Source organism: Metamycoplasma salivarium, assembly GCF_900660445.2.
GTDB lineage: Bacteria > Bacillota_I > Bacilli_A > Mycoplasmatales > Metamycoplasmataceae > Metamycoplasma > Metamycoplasma salivarium.
Genome location: NZ_LR214938.2, coordinates 145,183 through 164,136 on the forward strand (window position 1 = coordinate 145,183; position 18,954 = coordinate 164,136).

An 18,954-nucleotide genomic window follows, 5' to 3' on the forward strand; every position below is an offset into this window, starting at 1 on the left:
TATGGAAGAGAATAAAAAAGATTATAAAAATACTTTGTTAATGCCTCAAACTGAATTTTCAATGAAAGCAGATTTAGTTAAAAAGCAAGATGAATATATCAAAAATTGAAAACAAAATAAAATTTATCAAAAAGTATTAGAAAAAAACAAAGGTAACAAACCTTTTGTTTTGCATGATGGGCCTCCATATGCAAATGGTAACATTCATGTTGGCCATGCACTTAATAAAATTTTAAAAGACATTGTTGTTAGATTTAGAAGTATGCAAGGCTATTTTTCACCATATGTTGCTGGTTGAGATACTCATGGTCTTCCAATCGAACATAAAATGCTATCTGAAAATAAAAAACAAGCAAAAGATTTTTCTGTAACCGAACTTAGAAAAGCATGTCATGATTATGCTTTGAGTCAAGTAAATCACCAAATTTCTCAATTTAAGAAATTAGCGTTGCTAACTGATTTTAAAGACATATATTTAACATTAGATAAAAATGTTGAAATGTGACAATTAAAACTTTTTCAAAAAATGGTTAATGATAAATTAATTTATCGTGATTTAAAACCTGTTTATTGAAGTCCTTCTTCTCAATCAGCTTTGGCTGAAGCTGAAGTTGAATATGCAGAACATATATCTCCTTCAATTACTGTTGCCTTTGAAATTAACAATGGTAATAAGTATGTTGCAAAAGGTGATTATGTTTTAATATGAACCACAACTCCTTGAACTTTAATTGCTAATGCTGCAGCTGCTATTAGTGAAAAATTTGATTATGTCTTAGTTGAAGTTAATAAAAAAAGATATGTTTTAGCAAAAGAATTATTAGAAAATGTTGCTAAAGATTGTAAATGAGAACAATATAAAATTTTAAAAACATTAAAAGGCAAAGATTTAATTAATTTAACTTACATAAGTCCAATTAATAAAAATATATGTCCTATGGTTTTTGGACATCATGTTACATTAGATACAGGTACCGGGATAGTTCACATTGCACCTTTATTTGGTGAAGATGACTTTATTATTGGTAATAAATTTAACCTTAATAAAATAATGCATATTAACGATGATGGAACAATCAATGAAAAAGGTCTTTCATATAAGGATATGTTTTATGAAGATGCTAATCCTAAAATCGGTAAGTATCTAGAAGAAAATGGTTTGCTTTTATCATTTAAGAGATTAAAACACCAATATCCTCATGATTGAAGAACACATTTACCAATTATGTATCGTGCAACTCCTCAATGATTTGTTTCACTAGCACCTATTAAAGATAAACTTCAAAAAGCTATTAAAACCATTAAAACTTATAACGAATGAAGTGAAAAACGTTTATCTTTAATGCTAGAAAATCGTGAAAGCTGATGTATTTCACGTCAAAGAAAATGAGGTGTTCCAATTATCATTTTTTATGATAAAAACAAAAAACCTGTTTTTAACAATGAAATATTTGATTATGTAATTGATTTAGTAGCAAAACACGGTTCTGATATTTGATACGAAAAACCTGCTAATGAACTTTTACCTAAAAAATTTAGAGGATTAGGTTTTAGTAAAGAAAATGATATTATGGATGTTTGATTTGATTCAGGATCAACTTCAATAAGCATTAAACCTAGTGGTTTAGAAGCACCTTTTGATTTGTATTTAGAAGGAAGTGACCAATACCGTGGTTGATTTAATAGCTCTTTAATAAACTCAGTTGCTTGACGTAATAAGTCACCTTTTAAAGCATTAGTTTCACATGGCTTTGTGCTTGATGGTAAGGGCAATAAAATGTCTAAATCTAAAGGCAATGTTGTTGATCCTTTAGATGTTATTAACAAATATGGTGCTGATATTTTAAGAATGTGAGTTGCAAACTCTGAATATACAAGTGATGTTTCAATTGATGATAAAATCATTCAACAAAACATAGAAATTTACCGTAAAATAAGAAATACAATTAAATTTATGCTTGGTGGTTTAAATGATTATACTTATCAAGAAATTAAACTAGATTCTGTACATGAACTTATGTATGAAAGAATTTTAAAATTAGAAAATACATTATTAAAATTTTATGAAGAATATAAGTTTTTAAACATTATTAAAGAAATTAATAATTTTATTATTGATTTCAGTGGCTATTACATTTCAATTACGAAAGATATTTTATATTTAGAATCCAAAAATTCAAATGAACGTTTACAAGTTCAATTTATCTTTTACAAATTAACAGAACTTTTAATTAAAGCATTAGCTCCAATTTTACCAATTACTTGTGAAGAAATATATTCATATTTCCCTGCAAAAAACAAAGTTGAGTCAATTCATTTATTAAATTTCTTAAAACATAATGAAATAAAAACCACCTTAGAAGAAAAATGAGCTGAATTTTTTGCATTAAAAGATGAAATTTATCGTTTAATTGAACAAAAAATTCAAAGTCAAGAAATTAAACGTCAAAATGAAGCAGAAATTTTTGTAAATTCTAAGTCTAGTTTTATTAAATCATTAGATTTAGTTAAATTATTGATGGTTGCAAAAGTAAATTTTGCTAATATTAATAAAGTACAAAAATTGGAAAACTCATATAAGTGTTTAAGATGTTGAAACCATTTTGAAGCAAAAGATTTCGATAAAAATTTAGAAATATGTATGCGTTGTAAGAAGGTAATTAATGGCAAATAGTTGAGGCGAGAAAAAAAGACCTAGAATTTTTACAAAAGAGTTTTGAAAAGAATACAAATGACAAAACATTTTAATTAATATGGCAATTTACTTAGGAATTTTTGCAATTTTACTGTTAATTGACTTATTAACTAAAAAATATTTGTATGATGAAAATAATCTAGGCAATGTTAAATGACAAAGTCCATTACTTGGAATTAGGTCTATTTTGCATAAAGGAACAACCATAGAAATTGGGCTAACAATTCCAGGGCTTCATACAGTAAGTATCATTATTTTATTGCTAACATTAGCAGGCTCTATGCTTTTAAAATGAAAGATTTATATTTGATTAATTCCAGGACTTGCTGCAATTGCTGCAGGAGCTTGTGGCAATATGGTTGATAGATTTATTTATCAAGGAGTTAGGGATGTTTTCTTTATTCCTTGAGCTGATACTGGAACATTTAATTTTGCTGATGTTTGTTTAATTTTTGGAGCAATTGGTTTTGTTGTATCAACTTTAATTATTAGTTTAGTTGAACATTATAGACACAAAAAAGGTGATGATGCTAATGAAGAAAATAACACAAATACCCTTGAAAAATTGCCCGAAACTAAGGATGATTCTTTAAATGATTCAACATCTTTAAATGATAATGATTCTTCTTTAGATAACACAAATTAATTATAAAATCAAAAACAAAAATGCTGGTCTTTCCAGCATTTTAAATTTTAATAACTATTTAGAAATTTCTTGTTTTTTAGTTGTTGTTGATTTTTTAGCAGTTGTAGTAGTTTTTTTAACTGTAGTAGTTTTAGGTTTTGAAACTTTAGGTGCTGCTGGTTTTTTAGCAGCAACAAGTTTTTTAACTTCTTTTTTTGCTTCTACTTTTTTAGTATTTTTAAGTTCAGATTCAGGATATACTGATGCAAATTGTCTATTAATTTTATTTTCGAATTTAACAATTCCATCAATTAATGCAAATAATGTGTAATCTCTTCCACAACCAACATTTTTGCCAGGAAAAATCTTTGTTCCTCTTTGACGGAAAATAATACTTCCAGCTAAAACAAATTGACCATCAGTTGCTTTAACACCTAATCTTCTACCTGCAGAATCTCTACTATTTCTAGTTGTCCCACCAGCTTTTGTATGTGCCATTATTTAGCTCCTTCAATTGCAAGTATTTTTACACGGGTATAAGGTTGACGGTGTCCTAATTTACGCTTATGTGTTGATTTTGCATTATGACGGTAAACCACTATTTTTTTAGCTTTACCTTGTTTTTCAATTTTTCCTGAAACAGAAACTGCTTTTAAATATGGTGAACCAATTTTTTCATCAATTGCTAAAACTTTGTCAAATTTAACTTTGTCACCTTCTTTACCTTCAATTTTTTCGATAAAGATAGTGTCTCCAACTTTAACAAGAATTTGTTTTCCACCAGTTTCAATGATAGCAAACATAAAATCTCCTTATATTTTGTCACATCTTGGAGGTACTTATTAGAATAATAAGTTTTAAACCTTTTTAGAATGGTTACTCTATAAGTAACATTAGATATTCTATCAAAAAAGATTTGAAATTAAACTATAAATTAAAAAATTTATATTATAATGAGTGAGTTAAAAATTATATCTCGGTTCTAATTAAAATTATTGCTGGGTTATGAAAGGAAAATAATGGTTAGTAAACAAAGAAAAGCTGAACTTGTAAAAAAATTCGGTAGAAACGCAAAAGATACTGGATATGCGCCTGTTCAAATCGCTATTTTAACTGAAGAAATTGAAGATTTAAAAGTTCATTTTGCAAATAACAAAAAAGATCTTCATTCAATGCGCGGTTTTATTGCTAAAGTTAATCACCGTAAGGATTTATTATCATATCTAAAAGATACTGATTATGTTCTTTATGAAAAAACTATTAAAGAATTAAACATTAGAAAATAGTTTAATAAAGTTAGATGGGAGTTTAATAACTCTCATTTTTTATTAATTTTTTTCTAATATCTTATTTACAAAATAAATAAAAAATAGGTTTTTGGTAAATAAAAGGCTAAAATGTATATTGAAAGAAACAAATATTTAAAACAATTAATTTCTTTATTAAATAACAAAATGATAAAAATAATAAGTGGAATTAGAAGATGCGGAAAGTCATTTTTGCTATTTGAAATTTTTTATAGCTATCTAAAGAGTAATGTTGCAAAAGATGAAGGTTACATTATTAAATTAGCTTTTGACATTTTGGAAACTAAACGTCTTAGAGATTCATTGATATTACCAAAATACATTAATGAGAAAATTATTGATGATGATATTTATTATATATTGCTTGATGAAAAAATATTAGAGAAACATTATACTTTTTAAAGAAGATTTTATTTGTAAATAAAATAAAGCATTTCAAATTTTCATTTAAGAGATAAAATGTGATAATTATTTTCCATTTTTTTACACTTTTTATTGACTGAAAGTGCATTTTAAAGTATTATAATTTATTTATAAAATAAGGAAAATAAAGGACAATAATTATGGCAAATTTAATCAAATGTACACATTATAAGACCGAACTACACGCTGATAATTTTTCAAATGAAGTCAAATACCTACTAAGAAATTTGGAAATGACACAAAAAGAACTAGCAATGCGTTTGGGAGTTAGTGTTAAACATATTAATTCAATTTTAAAAAACACTATAAATGATATTCCTGCATCAGTTTTAGAAGGACTAGAATATGTATTTAGACTTCCTGCTGGATTGCTTAGTAAGGTTTATAATGAATACAACAACCAAAGAATTGTAAATACTGTTGAAAATATAGATCAAGTAATGAATACATATGGTCTTAGTTTTTTAATTAAACACCATGAACTTTCGTTACCTTTTGGTATTTTAATTGATAATGAAATGGAAAAATATATGAGACTTATGGAACTTAAAAGGTTTTATGGGGTTTCAAAACTTGAAGATTATCATCAATATTTAATGGACCATGCACTTGCTGAATCAAAAAAATATGTTGACAAAAAAAATGTTTACATTTGGATTAGATTTTGTGAACTTTCTATTGAAGGAATTAATAACAAAAAAACTTTAGGAATTTTTAGAAATGGTTCTTTTAAATCTGTTATTAAAAAAGTTTTAACTATTATGAGTGAAGAAACTGACAATTTTCAAACTAAAATTGTCAAACTAAAAGATTTTTTAGGAACCAAAGGAATTATTTTAGTTACAAGACCTTTTATTGAAGAATGTATTATTAGAGGAATTACCTTAAAAAAAGGCGCCAAAAGATATATATTTTTATCAGATATGTATCATTCTGAACCCTTTATTTTCTTTGGACTTTTACATGAATTAATACATTGTTATTTTCCACAATATACTGAAGATGCAATTGACAAGCAAGTTATGAAGGAATATTTTAAATGAGAACATTCATCTCCAACAAAATATAAAGCTATTTATGAAGCTATTTTAGCTTATGAAGTTGTTCACTCAAATGAAAATAATGAATCCATTGATTTAACAAAACAACAATTATTTTATTTAATTCAACAAAAATATGAAGTTGTAACATTTGATGACAATGAAGGAGAACATGAATAATGGATTTTTTAAGTCTTTTCAATGAAAAATTTAAAAAAAGAACTTTGTATAATGGCAGTCAATATACCTTAGACTATCAAACAAAAGAATTAGTATTATCTCTGGAGTTTCATCAAACATTACTTAAAAATAAGGGTAAATGAGGTGGATTTAAAAAAATTTTTGCAACAAATTTAGGAGATATTTTGAATGTTGACACTTTTAGTTCACCTTTTGCTGCTTTTTGCAAATTATTCAATTTAACATTGCCTATGCTTGATGATAAATATGTTTATGCTGGTAAAGTTTTGGAGCCAAAAGTTTTAGATGCAGTTGAAAATAAAATTAAATTTCCAGTTCAAAGACTAAATGATGTTGCTGAATATGATTATTTTAAAGACAACCCACAATTTGGTGGAATTCCTGATGGTTTTATTAAGGAAAAAAACTTTGTTGTTGAAATAAAAACCACTAATGTTAAAAACTATCAAAATTGAGTGAAATTTTCTCCACCAATTAAGTATATTAAGCAAACACAACTATATGCTTATCTAATGAACGCAACAAAGTTTTCTATTGTTGGTTTGTTTTTAGAAGATGAAGATTATGAGCATCCTGAACTGTTAAACATTTCAAAGAGACATTTAAAAAACTTTGACTTTTCATTAAATATTACTCAAGCAAAAGATGACATTCAAAAAGCATTAGATTGATATGAAAAATATACTAGTTTAGGTAAGAGTCCTAAATGAAATGAAATGCTAGATGCAGATTTTTTAGAATTTGTTGCATGTCATAATGAAGAGGAATGAAAAAATTTATTTTTAAAATGAGCATATGAAGGAAAGGTGTCTTTACATGATGAATAAAAAAGAATTAATTCCAAAATATTACAAATTTACACATTATTTTAGATATTGCAATTACCCCCATTATTTCATCTTAAATAAATACATTCCTAATGATGAACTTTTAGAATTAGCAAACGCTGATGATGAGGATCTTGAAGAAAATTCTTTTTTAGAATTAAATTTCGATATAGAAGAATATGAAAGGGACTTGGATTTAATTGTCAAAACTTATATTGTTCAAGACAAAGTTAATGAATATTTACAATTAAATACTTTTGAAGAAAAAATTAATTATGTTATTAAGTTAAATTCAACACAGAATCTTAACTTTAAAAAATCTTTATCTGAAGAAGAATTAAAAAAATATGCCGCAATTTTTGAAAATTTCAATGAAATATTATTAAAAGTTGATGGCATTAAATTATATAGTGATCAAGCAACTGAATTTTTGCAAAGTTATATGTGTCAAACATATAATCTTAATATTTCAGAAATTAAAATCATTTCATCAAAATTATCTATTGAAGATAAGGCACACGAAACAAATTTAGCAATTAAAGATGGCTATAGGTTAATTATTAACCCAGTTTTTATGTGAAAAGACATTGTTGCTTCTCCTTATTTTTATATGCCTAATGATAAAGTATTAGGTAATTTAGGATATTCAGGAAAAACTAGTAGTTCAAAGCTATTGCGCGCATGATTTGATTATTCAATATTAACAAAACTTGGATATGATGTTTTTGACTACAAACTATGCTTAATGAAAAAAAGTGGTGTTTTTGATAGTTTTGCATTTAGAAAATGAACTGATGCTGAAAAATTAGAGGCATATATTGAAGAAATGCAAAAATGAAGAAAAGGCAAAAACAACTTTACAATTTCAGAAATATCAGCAGTATCAAAAACTTCACGCAATGTTCAAACAACAGATTTATCTAATACTACAAAAATTATTAATTTTCTAACAACGGGATATGGAGAGCTTAAAAAAATATCAATTGATGAATTTAAAGATTATGTTAATGATATAGAATCAAAAATCACCGCTTGAGAATTACCCGAAACTATTGATGAATCGCCACTTTTTTATTTAACTTACAAATATGAAGACACTAATGATGTACATAAACAAATTATTGAAAAATATCATCCTGATGCAATTTTAGGTTCAAAAGAATATCAAGATAGTACATTTGGAGTGTTTGGTAAACTAAAAAAAGAAGTGCGATCTCCATCACTTGTCGAAAAAGATGCAATTAATTTTTATAAGAATGATGCTTTAATTTCTATTAATAATGTTGATCCAATGTTTGCAAAAATCACTGATACTAATAAAAGATATTATGAACGTTTTATGGATTTAGAACACCAATATTTTGTATGATTTGATTTTGAAGGTGTTACAAACACAATACCAATCATTGATTTTCATATTCCATGAACGCAATTAATTGCACAAACTTCAATTATTAAAACTATTTGAAATAAAGACATTAAAAATTACGAGCAAATTTATTCACAAAACCATGTTTATGATCCATGCAGTTACGGAATTGATACTTTTATAAAAATTGTTAATGATTTATATGATGAAAATGCAGATGCCTATGTCGTATTTAATGCGGGATATGAACATTCAAGATTAAATGAAATCAAAAGATATTTAGAATGTTATTTCATCGCAGGTCAAATATCAGAAGAAAAAAAGCAAGAAATATACTTTAAAATAGATTTTATTCTATCTAAAATATTAGATTTAGAACGTTTTATAAAAATTGGTAGCTTAGCAACATACAAAAAAACTATGTTTACTATTAGCTATTTAAAGGGGAAATCTTCAATTAAATTAGTTGAAAAATATATTACTGGTCACAAAGAATATGATGATTTAAAACACAAAATCCAACCTTATGCTAATTTAGCAATTAAAAATGGAGCTATGGCATTGGATAAAGCAATTTTAAGAGTACAAGGAAAAATTGGTGATGCTGAATGAAAAAAAATATCTGAGTCTTTAAAAATTTATTGTCATAATGATGTTATGGCAATGATTATGGCTGCAGAAGCATTTTGAAAAATATGGAACAACCATAAATATTATGATAATCAAATATTAGAATATCTAGGTTTTAACAAGCAAACTAATTAAACTATTAATAATTTGTGAAACATTTGGGAAACTAGATGTTTCTTTTTTGCTGTAATTATTATATATGCAAATTATTAATGGTCAAAATAGAGGAATGTTATTAGAAACAATTATTAATCAAACAAATAGTTTCTATATGCAAAATAAAATATGTCTTGTACATAAGAAAAATTTGGATATTAAGTTTAAAGGAGTTAGTGTACAAAATAAAGAGTTATTCACCAAATCAGCTAGAATAATTAACAAAAGTACAGTTGATTATTATGGAATTTGAGATGGTAAATTTTTAGCTTTTGAAGCAAAGAGCACGGAAAACAAAAATTTTTCATTATCTAATATTAAAAAACATCAAATTGAATATTTAAGTTTAATTGAAGCTTTTAAAGGCATTGCATTTTGAATTATTTATTTTAAACTTCAAAATGTTTTTATTATGATAAGGCATAGAGACTTAATAACAAATATCAAAAATAAAAAAACTCTGAAATTTTCAGAAGCACTTAAAATTGGTTTTGAAATGCAATTGAATTTTCCAGGAGTTTTAAACTATATAGATATTATCAATAAAAATTGAATGTCTTAGTTACGGTTAACTTGTGCTTTGAATACATCAGAAAATTTGAATTTAGGTTCAACTTTTGCAGGCACAATAATTGATTGTTTTGTGAAGTTATTAATTCTTGTAACTTCTGGTTTTTCAACTACTGAGAATGTACCAAAACCTGATAACGAAACTACTGATTTTTTAACCAACTCTTCGATAATCAATCTTTCCATTTCGTCTCAAACAGCTTCAACCATAATTTGTGGTTGCCCAATATTTTCGCTTGTTTTAACGATTAATTCATGTTTGTTCATATATTACCATTCCTTTCATATTAGTAAAGAACATAATACCATTTTTTGCAAAAAATTAAAAATAAAATGCTTATTCTCTTTCAGGTGCAAATTTTATTAACTCATTGACGGATTTTTGTGGTTCTTTATGCAAAAATATAACTTCGTATAGCATAGTAACAATAGGCAAATGCAAAATATTTTTTTTACAAATATTTTCATATATGTTTTTGATAGATGCAACACCTTCAACAGTTATATTTTCATAAGGTTTGTTTAATGCAAGATTCATCCCATAACTAAAATTTCTAGATTTATCAGAAGTAGAAGTTAATATTAAATCTCCAAGTCCACATAGACCGTAAATTGTTGAAATTTTAGCTTTTTTGTAATTACAATATTTTTTAATTTCACGCAAAGACATTGTAATTAATGCGGCTTGTGTGTTAATGTTATAGCCAAGCCCTACTAACATTCCACTTGCTATTGCAATAATATTTTTATAAATAGATCCAATTTCAGCACCTTTGACATCTGTTTGAACTAAAATCTTAAAATAATCATTTGAAAATAAATTTTGAACTATTTGAATATATAAAATGTTATTTCCGACAGCATCTACAAAAGTGATAGCTCTTTTTACTATTTCAATTGCAAATGAAGGACCTATTAATGAAACAACATCAACTATCTTTTCATTATTTTTAGCTTTAATTTTTAACATTGCATGCAATGATTTAGTTGTGTTAGGCCAAAATCCTTTGCAAACATTAATAATCACAACTTTAGAGTTTAAGTTGTTTAAAATATCCTGATAAACAGATGCAATAAACTTAGTCGGGATAGCTAAAACAACAAATTCAGTTTTATCTAATGCTTCTTTTAAATTCGAGGTAGTTTTAAATTTGTTAAGCTCAATATCACCAAAATATTTGCTATTTTTGCCATTTTGCAAATCATCTAGCTCATTTTGATCAATACCATAAATTGTGACATCGTGTCTATTATCAACTAAAATATTTGCACACGCACTTCCCATTGCACCACTACCAATAATTGTTATTTTTGCCATATTATTCTTTTTCTCCTTTACCATCTCTTAAAATAAGCTCAATAGGTGTTCCTACAAAATCAAAATTTTCTCTAATTTGATTTTCAATATATCTTAAATAAGTAAAGTGTGCTAGTTTTTTATCATTTACAAATAGTAAAAAAGTTGGAATTTTTGCATCAACTTGTTTTGCAAATTTAATTGAAAGTCTTCTTCCATTAATTGAACTTGCAGGTTTAATTAACTGTGCTTGAATCATTAATTGGTTTAGTTGGTTGGTAGTAATTTGTCTTTTAATGTTAGTTTCTACTAAATTAATCGTTTCAATTAGTTTTGATATTCTTAATTTATTTAACGCTGAAATGAATACAATTGGAGCTCAATCTACAAATTTAAGTTTTTTGCTTAATTCTTTTTTGTATTTATCCATTGTATTTGTATCTTTTTCAATCAAATCTCATTTATTAACAATTACAATTAACGGTTTTTTCTTTTCATAAGCTAAACCAATAATATTTTGATGAAATAAACTAATTGGTTCAGTTGCATCTAATATTAAAAGACAAATGTCTGCTTCATCTAAAGAATTATTAGCTCTAATTAATGAATAATGTTCAATACTATCTAATAATTTATTCTTTCTTCTAATTCCTGCAGTATCAATAATTTCATATTCAGAATTGCCCAATTTGACAATTGAAGAAACAGAATCTCTAGTAGTCCCTTCAATTTCACTAACAATTGATCTATTTTCATTTGACAAAGTATTTAAAATTGTGCTTTTTCCAACATTAGGTTTTCCTAACAAAGTTAGTTTCGTGTATCTATTATTATCTAAAACATTATTTTCATTAATACCATTTACAACTTCGTCTAATAAATCACCAACGCCATCGCCATGAATTGCACTTATTGGAAAAATGTTTTTAAATCCTAATGTATAAATTTTATTGTCATAAAAAGTCTTATTTCCTTCAAATTTATTAATTGCAAGTAAAACTTTTTTATTGCTTTTTCTTAGCAAATCAACAATAAAATAATCTTCTGTTGTTAAATTATCAATCCCATCAATAACAAAAATTATTATGTTAGCTTCTTCAATTGCTATTTGCGCTTGAATCTTAATTGATTTTTTAAAATCATCATTTTCAATAGTAATTCCACCAGTATCAATCACCTTAAACGCTTTGCCAGCTCAAGTTGCATCTTCATATAATCTATCTCTAGTTACGCCTGGAGTATCATAAACAATAGATTTACGTTTGTTAATTATTTTATTGAATAAAGTGCTTTTTCCAACATTAGGTTTTCCAATAATTGCAACAATATTTTCCATTACTTTTTATCCTTAATGATTCTTAGAATATGTACATACAATGCATCAAAATTTTCTGGAATACTCATATGTTCTGTATCAATTACAATACTACCTTCGCTGATTTTTAAAGGATCAACTTTACGATTCATATCATTATAATCTCTAATTTTTAAAGCTTCATAAACTTCGTCATAGTTAGAATTAATTCCTAGTTCTTTATTTTGTCTAACTCTACGCATTGCTCTAACTTCAGGAGAAGCTCACATATAAAATTTAGCCTCTGCATTAGGCAAAATTCGATATGTTGCATCTCTACCATCAACAATAACACCCTTGTTAACTTCACTATATTGTTGAATAAAATGATTAATTTTTTCTCTAACTTTTTGGTATTTTGCAATCGTAGATGCGGCATCTGAAACTTCATTTGCTCTAAGTTTTTCAGTAATATTTTCATTTTTGAAAATAATTGAATCATCATCTAATATATTTAAATCAGATGATTCAAAACTATCTGATATTAATTTTTCATCATTTAAATCTAAGTTATTCGCTAATGCATTATACGCAATTGCACGATATAAATTTCCACTACTAATAAATTTATAATTTAATTCCTTAGCTAACATTTTAGAAATATAAGATTTTCCAACTCCAGAAGGACCATCAATAGCAATATTAATTCTTATTTCTTTCTTCTCTCTCATTTTGGCTACCTTCTTTTGATTTTAATTGTTCATATTCTTTTTGCTTAGATTTTAATAATTTAATCATACTTTCAGCATCATCATTAAATTTAAAAATCTCGTTTACATCTTTATGCTTATTAGTAATTTTTAAAATGTCATCTATTCTAGATATCATTCTCTTAATTTGCTTTTCATCAACTAAAGTATCATTAAAACTACTGTTGCTCAAATCATCTTTATCAAAATTGATAATTTCGCTATTGTCATAAAATTGTTCAAACTCTTTACTTACTAATTCTGTTGAATTTGTTTTAGTTTGAAAAAAGTCTTTAATTTTATTCATCATTTTGACATATTTGTTTTTTTGCAAATTTTTGTCGCTTATCAAATCAATCTGATTTTTACGTTCGAAGTAGTTTTTATTCTTTTTAATTGTCATACATAAATCTTTTAAACGTTAATTGTAAAAATTTTTCTAATTGCAGGACTTCTTATAGGTTCTTTTTTTGTTACACCTAGTTGTTCAATAATCCTTTCAACAAATTGATAATCAATAGTTAAAGAATTAAGTTTTGGAATTCATTCAACATATTTATGATTTGCATTATTATCTTTACACAAATATGGTTTAAGTTCATATAAATTTGGACTATATAAATCTGGATAAGCATTGCTCTTATTAAAGATATTTGAAAATCATTCTCAAACTTGATTTCTAAATTCTAATGAAGCAAATCATTTAGCACCATCTTTATCATGGTCTTTATCATAACTAGTAATAATTTTTCTAATAGCGTCCATAGCATCTTGAACATTTTTATTAAATTCTAAATTGTTAGATAAATCTTCCGCGGTTGTTTCGTATGGTATAGTAACAGTAAATACCTTGTAATATTTTGATTTTGAAGTACCTTTTGTTTTACTAGTTTCATAAGAACCAACAACGTTATCATAATTTAATGTAACTTCATAAGTTAATTTAATGCTATTATCAGTCGCTGATCTTTCAATATTTAAAAACTTAACACGTAATTTTTTGTTTTTATCAAAATCTAAATCCTTGCTAAATGTAAAAGACAGATAAGCATCTATATCAAAATCTTTGCTATCTTTTCTTTCTTCAAAATTTTTAAGCAAATCGTTTGGAGAAACGCTTAATTCAGAATTTGTCTTAATTTTTACTTCGTCTGCTAATTGATTAAAATTTTCAATATCTACAAATGGTTTTGTAATTGGACGATTATTCTTAACAGCAAAATAAATGGCACCACCTAATACTGCTGTTAGAGTAATAGGTAAAGTAGTTCATAATATTAATTTATTGCGATGAGTTTTTTTAACTAACTCACCAAACATTTTTCTTGTTTCTTTACTAGCCATAATATCTAATTCTATACTAAATTTAATTTAATTTTTCCATACAAAAATAAAAAATGTGAAATATATATTTCACTAAACTCACATTGAATATGCAAATTTTTTTATTAATGTAGTATCTTCATCAGTGCTTGCGGAAGATGAACTATGCAATTGGAATCTTATTTCAAAAATATAATCAAATCACAATAAGTTATTTCGTTTTCTGAAATTTGAAATTTCTACAAATTTTATTGAAACAGTTTTTACTTGAAATTTTGACATATTGAATAGTCCTCTTTGACGATTAAAATCTTCTGATGCCTTTACTCCATTAGTAAAAAATTCTCAATGCCCATTTTCAGTATAAACACTTGCATCTTTTGCAGTTGTTCCTTCTTTAATCACATTTCAAGTATCGTTACCGTTAGCATATCTAAAGAATTTTGCTTTTTGGATACTATCGGTTATTTTGAAATCAGGTTTACTTCCATTATCTTCATACAACTTCTTGATGTCAGCTTTTAGTTTTAATCATTGTTGATCAGAAAGTTCAGATACTTTTGGACCTACTGTAAAATTTCTAATAGTATTTTCATCAACTTTTTTAAATCCTTTGATAGTTGTTTCTTTTGTAGCTGAATGATATTTTTCACTACCTTTTTCAATAGTAAGGCAATATTGTAAATGTAATTCTCCAGTTATATCATTTGCTTTAACGCTAATAGTGTCAACATATATTATATCTGCACCATATGCTTTTTTAAATTCATCCGGTAATTTTGCAAGTGTTGGTGCTACATTGATATTTCTTCTATAAAAATCAGAAACGTATGAAGAAGCAAATTCTGTCTTATCTGCAGCTGTTTCTTTAATTTTAGTTAATAAATATTTAGCAATTTCTTCATTACCAAAAGTAGTTTTTTCAAAATCTCTATTTACATAATTTGCAATTTGTTTAGATTCAACAACTTCAGCAGCATTTTTATCTTTTTTATTATATGAAACACTTATAGCTAAATTAAATTTGGTTCCATTGCTAATCTTTAATGAGTTAATTTTATAATTAGTATCTCTTAGTAAGTCTAAAACATCTACTTGATTTCCATTTTCATCAAGTCCCTTAAGTTCTTCGATATATGCTAATAATTGTGAATTAGTTAATGTTTTAATATCATCAAAAGTTTTCTTTTCTTCAATTAACTTATTAATATTTAATTTTGCATTTAAAGTCATTGAATTTAATGAAGTTAAAGGCTTTTTAAAATCGTTAATGGTAAATTCATCTTGAAAATCAAAATTATTATATTTGCCTTTAATAGAAGCTTTTAAAGTCCCTAATGAGTCATCATATTCAATAACTTTAACTTCAGATAATTTGAAATGAGTATTTTCTTTATTATTTACAAATTTAGCAACATTAGTTGATGCAAAAGTAGTTTTTGTTATTTCAAACAATGAAATTAATTCATCTCTATTTTTTGTAGCATCATATTTTTCACTTGGATCAACAGGTTTATCTTTAAAACCTGAGAATTCTTTTGAAAATTCATTAGATTCAACATTATTTTTCAAATCAGTAATTGTGTATTTAACTTCAACCTTATTATTGTTTTTTGTAATTGATTTTAAATTGAATTTGTAACCTGATTTAAGGTTGTTTATATATTTGTTAATATCTAAAGCTTCATCAATTGTATATTTTCATGCATCGATTTTTAAATCAAATTCTTTTTCTACATATTCATTTAGTTGTTTTAAAATTTTTGCTTTATTATCACATGATAAGATTGCAAAAGGCAAAATTGCAAAAGTTGACAAAAGTCCTGAACTTGCCAATAATAATTTATTAGATTTTTTCATAAATTTCCTTTAATTTTTTGTCTTTAATTACATTAAATTTAAATGCAATAATTAGTTTTTAAATGTGTAATAAGCATAAGTATATAGAAAAAAACTGAAATTTACAAAAAAATTAAAAATAAAAAAACGCCATAGACGTTTCGCCAGAAATTTCTGAAATGGTGGCTCCGGCAGGAATCGAACCAGCGACACACGGAGCTTCAGTCCGTTGCTCTACCAACTGAGCTACAGAGCCAAATGGCGGTCCAGACGGGAATTGAACCCGCGATCTCTTCCGTGACAGGGAAGCGTATTAAACCACTTTACCACTGGACCGTGGTTGCGGAAATTGGATTTGAACCAATGACCTTCGGGTTATGAGCCCGACGAGCTACCAGCTGCTCTATTCCGCGATATAATGGCGGGCAATGAGGGATTTGAACCCCCGCGGGCCGTGAAGCCCCTGGTAGTTTTCAAGACTACTCCCTTCAGCCTCTTGGGTAATTGCCCATGGTGGACCCAACAGGACTCGAACCTGTGACCGACCGGTTATGAGCCGGTTGCTCTAACCAACTGAGCTATGGGTCCAAATCAAACTCTGCTGAGTTCCTTCATATGGTAGCACCGAAGAGAGTCGAACTCTTGACCTTCCGGGTATGAACCGGACGCTCTAACCAACTGAGCTACAGTGCCAAATGGTGGAGAGGAAGGGACTCGAACCCTCTACCTCCTGCGTGCAAGGCAGGCGCTCTGGCCAGGTGAGCTACCCCCCCATAAAATGGTGAAGAAGACAGGATTTGAACCTGCGACCACTTGGTCCCAAACCAAGCGCTCTACCAAGCTGAGCTACTTCTCCTTAGCAATAAATGCGTCTATTATTATATATAAATTTCTGCAAAATACAATTAAAAAAAGTAATTTTTAAAGTTCATCATCTCACATAAATTCATAATCAAGTATTTTAACATAATCACCATTTTTAATTCCTTTTTCTTTTAGCAATTCATAAACACCTAATGCTTTTAATTTATAGTTTAATCTTCATAAATTATCAATTGATACTAAAGGAATCTTATGATATAAATCGTAAACTCTTTTGCTTTTAATTTCAAAATGAGAATTATCTAATCTAGTTGCTATTAACGGATCTTGTTCTAATGTAATAGTAATTTCTTGTTTTTCTAAATCTTTATTAGCGTTTTCAATAATTGAATTTGTTTCTTTTACAGTTTTAGCTAATATTTCAATTACTTTATCAATATTTTCATTTAGTAAACAAGAACATTCAACAACTTTTAATTTAGAATATTTCTTTTTGAATGCTTTTAAATGTTCTTTATAAGAAGGCAAATCTGATTTGTTAGCAATAATAATTTGTGGTAATTTTTCTAAAAACAAATTATATGATGATAGTTCATGATTAATAATTTGATAATCTTTGATTGGATCTTTATCACTAGAACCAAAATCAATTACATGAGCTATCACTTTGCATCTTTCAATATGCTTTAAAAACTGAATTCCTAAACCCCTTCCTTTAGCAGCATGCTCAATAAGTCCAGGTAAATCTGCTGCAACAAATGAATCATCATAATATTTAACAAGTCCAAGTTGAGGAACTAATGTTGTAAAATCATAATTTGCAATTTTAGGTTTTGCATTAGAAATTTTTGCAAGCAAAGAGCTTTTTCCAGCGCTTGGTTTACCAACGAAACCAACATCAGCTAATACTTTTAAATTCAAAGTTAAATCAAAATGTTCACCTTTGGTTCCATTTTCGCAAAGTCTTGGTGCAGTGTTGCGACTTGATTTGAATTTAGCATTACCTTTACCCCCAAGTCCACCTTTAGCAATTAAATATTTATTTTCATCAATAACATCAGCTAAAAGTTTGTCATTTTCAAACACCATAGTTCCTAAAGGGACTTTAACAATTAAATCATTTCCATTAGCGCCATAAGCATTTTTTGATTTTCCATTTTCGCCATTTTCTGCCTTATATTTAGTTTGAAAATGGAATGGTAATAATGTATTTAAACCAGGATCACCTTGAAAATAAACATCGCCTCCATCGCCTCCATCGCCACCATCAGGACCACCTTTATTAACATTAGCTTCACGACGAAAACTGATGATACCATTACCACCATTACCTGCAGATACTTTAATATTTACTTGATCTATAAATTTCATATTCTAAATTGTACTTTAGATTTCAAGTTTGCAAAATAAAAAACATTACCAAATTAAAAGATTCAGCATTTGTAACAAAATTAATAATGTAGCAAATAAATTTTGCTATAGATTTAATGAAAGGAGCAAAAATGAATGATTGAAAATTAGTAAATTCAAAAGATGTCAGTATTTATGATGATTTTGCTGAAATTTATAATCTTGATGATAAAAAATCATATGAAATTAAAGTTATTTACTATTGTAGATCTAACTGCAACGAGTGAATTCAAATAAATGTTGACACTTATAAAAAATTAACTCTATGTAAAAGAATATTTACAACTTATGCACTATTTAATAGTAATGAATATGCACAAATAAGACTTATAGAACTATAATTGAAAGATTCAAAATGAATTTTAATACATAAAAAC

18 protein-coding genes, 8 tRNA genes and 1 pseudogene are annotated in these 18,954 nt (G+C 26.7%); 9 read left to right on the plus strand and 18 right to left on the minus strand.

Annotated elements, in window-relative coordinates; translation table 4 throughout:
- Window position 1: 1 nt before the first annotated feature.
- Complete coding sequence (ileS, locus tag EXC60_RS06035) at window positions 2-2,674, plus strand: isoleucine--tRNA ligase (protein ID WP_024544051.1); 2,673 nt, start codon at window positions 2-4, stop codon at window positions 2,672-2,674.
- Entirely contained in the window at window positions 2,664-3,341 is a 678-nt protein-coding gene (locus EXC60_RS06040; protein ID WP_024544052.1) for a signal peptidase II, read from the plus strand. Before ileS ends, EXC60_RS06040 begins: the two co-directional genes overlap by 11 nt.
- 198 nt (window positions 3,342-3,539) lie before the next feature.
- Here EXC60_RS06040 and rpmA read toward each other — a convergent pair.
- Both rpmA and rplU read right to left on the minus strand, forming a co-directional pair.
- Window positions 3,540-3,818: pseudogene (gene rpmA, locus EXC60_RS03275) on the minus strand (50S ribosomal protein L27); the annotation flags it as partial.
- A complete protein-coding gene (gene rplU, locus EXC60_RS00710) occupies window positions 3,818-4,123 on the minus strand; it encodes a 50S ribosomal protein L21 (protein WP_024544054.1) in 306 nt (101 codons plus the stop codon). The pseudogene rpmA and the gene rplU, both read right to left, overlap by 1 nt.
- A gap of 216 nt (window positions 4,124-4,339) precedes the next feature.
- Between rplU and rpsO the strand changes: the two genes are divergently transcribed.
- From rpsO to recU, 6 genes are all read left to right on the plus strand, one after another.
- Complete coding sequence (rpsO, locus tag EXC60_RS00715; RefSeq protein ID WP_024544055.1) at window positions 4,340-4,606, plus strand: 30S ribosomal protein S15; 267 nt, start codon at window positions 4,340-4,342, stop codon at window positions 4,604-4,606.
- A 111-nt stretch (window positions 4,607-4,717) separates the two neighbouring features.
- Complete coding sequence (locus tag EXC60_RS00720) at window positions 4,718-5,029, plus strand: AAA family ATPase (protein WP_024544056.1); 312 nt, start codon at window positions 4,718-4,720, stop codon at window positions 5,027-5,029.
- 161 nt (window positions 5,030-5,190) lie between these two features.
- Window positions 5,191-6,270 (plus strand): helix-turn-helix domain-containing protein, encoded by a 1,080-nt coding sequence (locus EXC60_RS00725; protein ID WP_024544057.1) that lies wholly within the window; start codon window positions 5,191-5,193, stop codon window positions 6,268-6,270.
- Window positions 6,270-7,118 carry an MAGa7180 family putative nuclease gene (locus EXC60_RS06045; protein WP_051327684.1) on the plus strand — a complete coding sequence of 283 codons (849 nt, stop codon included), beginning with the start codon at window positions 6,270-6,272 and terminating at the stop codon, window positions 7,116-7,118. Before EXC60_RS00725 ends, EXC60_RS06045 begins: the two co-directional genes overlap by 1 nt.
- A complete protein-coding gene (locus tag EXC60_RS06050) occupies window positions 7,111-9,252 on the plus strand; it encodes a UU173 family protein (RefSeq protein WP_198433441.1) in 2,142 nt (713 codons plus the stop codon). The genes EXC60_RS06045 and EXC60_RS06050 overlap by 8 nt, the downstream gene beginning before the upstream one ends.
- 64 nt (window positions 9,253-9,316) lie before the next feature.
- Complete coding sequence (gene recU, locus EXC60_RS00740) at window positions 9,317-9,835, plus strand: Holliday junction resolvase RecU (protein WP_029670581.1); 519 nt, start codon at window positions 9,317-9,319, stop codon at window positions 9,833-9,835.
- Here recU and EXC60_RS00745 read toward each other — a convergent pair.
- The 16 genes from EXC60_RS00745 to obgE form a co-directional block, all read right to left on the minus strand.
- Window positions 9,832-10,110, minus strand: a complete 279-nt coding sequence (locus tag EXC60_RS00745) for an HU family DNA-binding protein (RefSeq protein ID WP_024544061.1) — start codon at window positions 10,108-10,110, stop codon at window positions 9,832-9,834. The two genes, recU and EXC60_RS00745, sit on opposite strands and share 4 nt — an antisense overlap.
- A 70-nt stretch (window positions 10,111-10,180) precedes the next feature.
- On the minus strand, window positions 10,181-11,161 hold the full coding sequence (locus EXC60_RS00750) for an NAD(P)H-dependent glycerol-3-phosphate dehydrogenase (RefSeq protein WP_024544062.1): 981 nt from the start codon (window positions 11,159-11,161) through the stop codon (window positions 10,181-10,183).
- A gap of 1 nt (window position 11,162) precedes the next feature.
- Complete coding sequence (der, locus tag EXC60_RS06055) at window positions 11,163-12,476, minus strand: ribosome biogenesis GTPase Der (RefSeq protein WP_024544063.1); 1,314 nt, start codon at window positions 12,474-12,476, stop codon at window positions 11,163-11,165.
- The gene (cmk, locus tag EXC60_RS00760; protein ID WP_024544064.1) at window positions 12,476-13,165 is read right to left on the minus strand and encodes a (d)CMP kinase; all 690 of its coding nucleotides are present in this window, start codon (window positions 13,163-13,165) and stop codon (window positions 12,476-12,478) included. Before cmk ends, der begins: the two co-directional genes overlap by 1 nt.
- Complete coding sequence (locus tag EXC60_RS00765) at window positions 13,137-13,586, minus strand: hypothetical protein (RefSeq protein ID WP_024544065.1); 450 nt, start codon at window positions 13,584-13,586, stop codon at window positions 13,137-13,139. Before EXC60_RS00765 ends, cmk begins: the two co-directional genes overlap by 29 nt.
- Before the next feature lie 11 nt (window positions 13,587-13,597).
- Window positions 13,598-14,527, minus strand: coding sequence for a hypothetical protein (locus EXC60_RS06060; protein WP_024544066.1), 930 nt, complete (start codon window positions 14,525-14,527; stop codon window positions 13,598-13,600).
- A gap of 72 nt (window positions 14,528-14,599) precedes the next feature.
- Window positions 14,600-16,366, minus strand: a complete 1,767-nt coding sequence (locus EXC60_RS00775) for a lipoprotein 17-related variable surface protein (protein WP_129619852.1) — start codon at window positions 16,364-16,366, stop codon at window positions 14,600-14,602.
- Between the two features lie 159 nt (window positions 16,367-16,525).
- Window positions 16,526-16,601, minus strand: a tRNA-Phe gene (locus EXC60_RS00780).
- Window positions 16,602-16,604: 3 nt separating this feature from the next.
- Window positions 16,605-16,681: transfer RNA gene (locus EXC60_RS00785), tRNA-Asp, on the minus strand.
- A gap of 1 nt (window position 16,682) precedes the next feature.
- A tRNA-Met gene (locus EXC60_RS00790) sits at window positions 16,683-16,758 on the minus strand.
- A 6-nt stretch (window positions 16,759-16,764) separates the two neighbouring features.
- Window positions 16,765-16,855, minus strand: a tRNA-Ser gene (locus tag EXC60_RS00795).
- Between the two features lies 1 nt (window position 16,856).
- Window positions 16,857-16,933 (minus strand) — tRNA-Ile (locus EXC60_RS00800).
- 28 nt (window positions 16,934-16,961) lie between these two features.
- Window positions 16,962-17,038: transfer RNA gene (locus EXC60_RS00805), tRNA-Met, on the minus strand.
- A gap of 3 nt (window positions 17,039-17,041) precedes the next feature.
- Window positions 17,042-17,118: transfer RNA gene (locus EXC60_RS00810), tRNA-Ala, on the minus strand.
- 6 nt (window positions 17,119-17,124) lie between these two features.
- A tRNA-Pro gene (locus tag EXC60_RS00815) sits at window positions 17,125-17,201 on the minus strand.
- 65 nt (window positions 17,202-17,266) lie between these two features.
- Window positions 17,267-18,538 (minus strand): GTPase ObgE, encoded by a 1,272-nt coding sequence (gene obgE, locus EXC60_RS00820; protein ID WP_024544068.1) that lies wholly within the window; start codon window positions 18,536-18,538, stop codon window positions 17,267-17,269.
- Window positions 18,539-18,669: 131 nt separating this feature from the next.
- Here obgE and EXC60_RS06065 point away from each other — a divergent pair, with 131 nt between their 5' ends.
- Entirely contained in the window at window positions 18,670-18,918 is a 249-nt protein-coding gene (locus EXC60_RS06065) for a hypothetical protein (RefSeq protein WP_024544069.1), read from the plus strand.
- Window positions 18,919-18,954 lie beyond the last annotated feature (36 nt).